This is a genomic window from Methylobacterium variabile, from assembly GCF_001043975.1.
GTDB classification, from domain to species: domain Bacteria; phylum Pseudomonadota; class Alphaproteobacteria; order Rhizobiales; family Beijerinckiaceae; genus Methylobacterium; species Methylobacterium variabile.
Map to the genome: position 1 here is coordinate 1 of NZ_LABY01000379.1, position 3,652 is coordinate 3,652.

General features: G+C 72.4%; 3 protein-coding genes. 2 read left to right on the forward strand and 1 reads right to left on the reverse strand.

Annotation, left to right across the window (positions count from 1 at the left end; genetic code table 11):
• Positions 1 to 369: 369 nt before the first annotated feature.
• Positions 370 to 720, forward strand: coding sequence for a heme-degrading protein HmuQ (gene hmuQ, locus VQ02_RS33160; RefSeq protein ID WP_048448533.1), 351 nt, complete (start codon positions 370 to 372; stop codon positions 718 to 720).
• Between the two features lie 49 nt (positions 721 to 769).
• Here hmuQ and VQ02_RS33165 read toward each other — a convergent pair whose 3' ends face one another.
• A complete protein-coding gene (locus tag VQ02_RS33165) occupies positions 770 to 2,050 on the reverse strand; it encodes an MFS transporter (RefSeq protein WP_048448534.1) in 1,281 nt (426 codons plus the stop codon).
• Positions 2,051 to 2,314: 264 nt separating this feature from the next.
• Between VQ02_RS33165 and VQ02_RS33170 the strand changes: the two genes are divergently transcribed.
• Positions 2,315 to 3,652 (forward strand): exopolysaccharide biosynthesis polyprenyl glycosylphosphotransferase (locus VQ02_RS33170; RefSeq protein WP_048448535.1); only part of this gene is annotated, 1,338 nt, incomplete at its 3' end.

Genomic DNA, 3,652 nt, shown 5'->3' on the forward strand with positions numbered 1-3,652 from the left:
CCTTTGCGGGACTGCCCCGCCCCGGTGCGGCCCGCCGAGGCCGATGCCGCTCCATTCCGGAACGGAGTACCGCCTCGCCGGGAAGTTCGGGCTGGCCGACGCACATTGCGGGCCACCCGATCCCACCCGCCGCGCCGTCCTGCCGCCAGGCTGACGGCGCGGATGCGGGTCTGCCATGCAACCCCACGCACGTCTACACGCTCCGAGCGAATTCCCCAAGGGAACAAAGGTGAAAAAAATACTGAGTTGCGCCACCCGCTCAGTTCGCCGTCCGGTGGTTCCGCCACCGTCCCGCGAGGTCACCTTGCCGATGGCGGCGCGGTGCCCATCTCCTCGGCCAGCCCTCAGCACGCCGGAAGGATGCCCGCCATGTTCATCGCCATGAACCGGTTCAAGGTCTACAAGGACGCCACCCAGGACTTCGAGCAGGTCTGGCTCGGGCGCGACAGCCATCTGGGCGAGATGCAGGGCTTCGTCGAGTTCCACCTGCTGCGCGGGCCGGACGCCGAGGATCACGTGCTCTACGCCTCGCACACCGTGTGGGCCTCGCGGGCGGATTTCGAGGCCTGGACCCGCTCCGAGCAGTTCCGCAAGGCGCATAGCCGCGCTCCGGGCACCCGTCCGCTCTACCTCGGCCACCCGCAATTCGAGGGCTTCGAGGCGATCCAGACCGTCGCCCGGGACCAGGAAGGCGATCGGGACGCCGCCCGCGCCGGCTGAGGCGCGAGCGCGCGGCCCTGCGGCGTCGGGCGGGCCGCCGGGGCCCGCCTCAGGCCGCCTGGGGCGGGTCGAGCCGCGGCAGGAAGGCCGCCAGCAGGCCGACGGCGGGCAGGAAGGCGCAGACGCCGTAGACGAACTCGATGCTGGTGTGATCGGCGAGCTCGCCCAGCACCGCGGCGCCGAGGCCGCCCATCCCGAAGGCGAAGCCGAAGAAGAGGCCGCCCACCAGGCCGACCCGCCCGGGCAGCAGTTCCTGGGCGTAGACCAGGATCGCCGGCATCGCCGAGGCCAGGATCATGCCGATCGGCACGGTCAGCACCACCGTCCAGAACAGGTTGGCGTGGGGCAGCGCCAGGGTGAACGGCAGGACGCCGAGGATCGAGCCCCAGATCACCACCTTGCGGCCGAACCGGTCGCCGATCGGGCCGCCCGCCACCGTCCCGGCCGCCACCGCGCCCAGGAACACGAACAGGTAGAGCTGCGACTGCTGCACCGACACGCCGAAACGGTGGATCAGGTAGAAGGTGAAGTACGAGCTCAGGCTCGCCATGTAGAAATACTTGGAGAAGATCAGAACCAGCAGCACCGCGATGGTGGCCACCACCTTGCTGCGCGGCAGGGCGCGCCCGCCCGCCCCGCCCTTGCGGCCGCGGGCGACGCCCGAGGCGAGGCGGTCCCGGTACCAGCGCCCGACGAGGCTCAGCACCACGAACCCGGCGAGCGCCGCGACCGCAAACAGCGCGACGCTGCCCTGCCCGAGCGGCACCACGATGAAGGCGGCGAGCAGCGGGCCCATCGCCGAGCCGGCATTGCCGCCGACCTGGAACACCGACTGCGCCAGGCCGTAGCGCCCGCCGGAGGCGAGGCGGGCCACCCGCGAGGCTTCCGGGTGGAAGATCGCCGAGCCGAGGCCGACCAGGCAGGCAGCCAGGACCAGCAGGCCGTAGGAGCCGGCGCTCGCCAGCAGCAGCAGGCCGCAGAGCGAGAGCAGCATCCCGGTGGCGAGGGAGAACGGCATCGGCCGCCGGTCGGTGAACAGGCCGACCACCGGCTGCAGCAGCGAGGCGGTGAGCTGGAAGGCCAGGGTCAGGAGCCCGATCTGGCCGAAATCCAGGCTATAGGCCTGCTTCAGCAGGGGGTAGATCGCCGGCAGCAGCGACTGGATCATGTCGTTGAGGAGGTGCGAGAGGCTGAGGCCTCCGAGCACCACCGCCGCCGGCCCTGCCGCCGCGGCGGCCGGTAGCACCGTCCGGGCGACCGGCTCCGTCTGCGGTGGTCCGCTGACAGACGCCTCCACGGCCACGCCGCCCTCGCTCGCACGCGCATCCATCGCTCGGGTCGCTCCCCCCTGGGCGGCCTCACGGTCGGCCGTCTCCCGCCGCTCCCTCGTCGCATCCGGGGGGACGGCCAGCCTCCCATACACCCGCCCGGCGCCGGCGTCCCGCCGTCCGCCGCAGAGCTGGGATGCCGCCGGTCCCGGGCTTGCTGCCTTCCGGGCAACCAGCCGGTCGCGGCCCGGGAGACGTGCGGAAACGGCACGCCATCCGCCCGGTCCGTACCAGCCCGGCACAACGGAGCCACGGGACCTCTCGCCATGCGACACGAACGGTTCTCCGAGAGCGGTACCGCCAACCTCGCCTCGTCCGAGGCGCGGGCGGTCTGGAACGCGCTCCTGCCGCGTCGCGGCCGGGCCGTCCTGCGCATTGCCATCGCGGGCGGGGCGGCCCTCGCCGAACTCGCCGCGGTCGCGCTCGCGGGTCTCGCCTGCGAGCTGACCTACCATCTCGTCACCTACGAGCGGCAGCCCGACCTCGGTCCCTCCCTCGCCGTCGGGCTGTTCCTCGGCCTGTTCGTGGTGCTGCCGAACATCGCCCGGGGCGAGTACAGCATCGAGAACTACCTCGCCCGCGCGCCACACCTGCGCCGGGTCACGAGCCTGTGGCTCGCCGCCTGGGCGGTGGTGCTGGTCCTCGGCTTCCTCAGCAAGACGACCGGGGACCATTCCCGGGCCGCGGCGGTGGCGACCTTCGTGACCGGCCTGCCGGCCCTGGTCGCCACCCGGTTCCTCACCGTGGCGCTGGTGCGCCGGCTGATCACGCCCCGGTCGGATTCCGCCCGCCGCATCCACCTGATCGGCTACGAGGAGGACGTCGCGAGCTTCTATGCCACCCACGACACCGCGGCCCTCGGGTTGCGGGTGATCGGCGTCAGCACCCTGCGCTCCGCCGCACCGGGGACCGACCCGGCGGCGCGCCGGAGCCAGCTCGCCGAGGATCTCGACCTCAGCGTGTCGGTGGTCCGCTTCCTGCGGCCGGACGACGTCTTCGTGCTGGTGCCCTGGGCCGAGGTCGAGGATCTCGAGGCCTGCGTCGACGCGTTCCTGCGGGTGCCGGTCGCCCTCCACCTGCGACCGGGCCGGGTCATGGACCGCTTCAGCGACGTCCGCCTCGGGCGGGTCGGGCTGCTGACCGGGATCAATGTCGGGCGCGCGCCGCTCACTGCCTTCGAGATCGCCTCCAAGCGCGCCTTCGACCTTGTCGTGGCCTCCCTCGCCCTCCTGGCGCTCTCGCCCGTGCTGCTCCTGATCGCGATCCTGATCCGCCTCGACAGCCCGGGCCCGAGCCTCTTTCGCCAGAAGCGCTACGGCTTCAACCAGGAGGCGTTCTGGGTGTTCAAGTTCCGCAGCATGCGCAGCGATGCCGGCGCCGCCTTCCGCCAGGCGACCCGTGGCGACGACCGCATCACCCGGATCGGCCGCATCCTGCGCCGCACCAACCTCGACGAACTGCCCCAGCTCCTCAACGTGATCCGGGGCGACATGTCGCTCGTCGGCCCGCGGCCGCACGCGGTCGCGCACGACCGCAGCTTCGAGCGCCGCATCGCCCTCTACGCCCGCCGCCACAACGTGCGGCCGGGCATCACCGGCTGGGCC

Coding starts and splice junctions, on each gene's coding strand:
- hmuQ (WP_048448533.1), top strand. CDS start 370: ATGTTCATCGCCATGAACCGGTTCAAGGTCTACAAGGACGCCACCCAG.
- VQ02_RS33165 (WP_048448534.1), bottom strand. CDS start 2,050: ATGGATGCGCGTGCGAGCGAGGGCGGCGTGGCCGTGGAGGCGTCTGTC.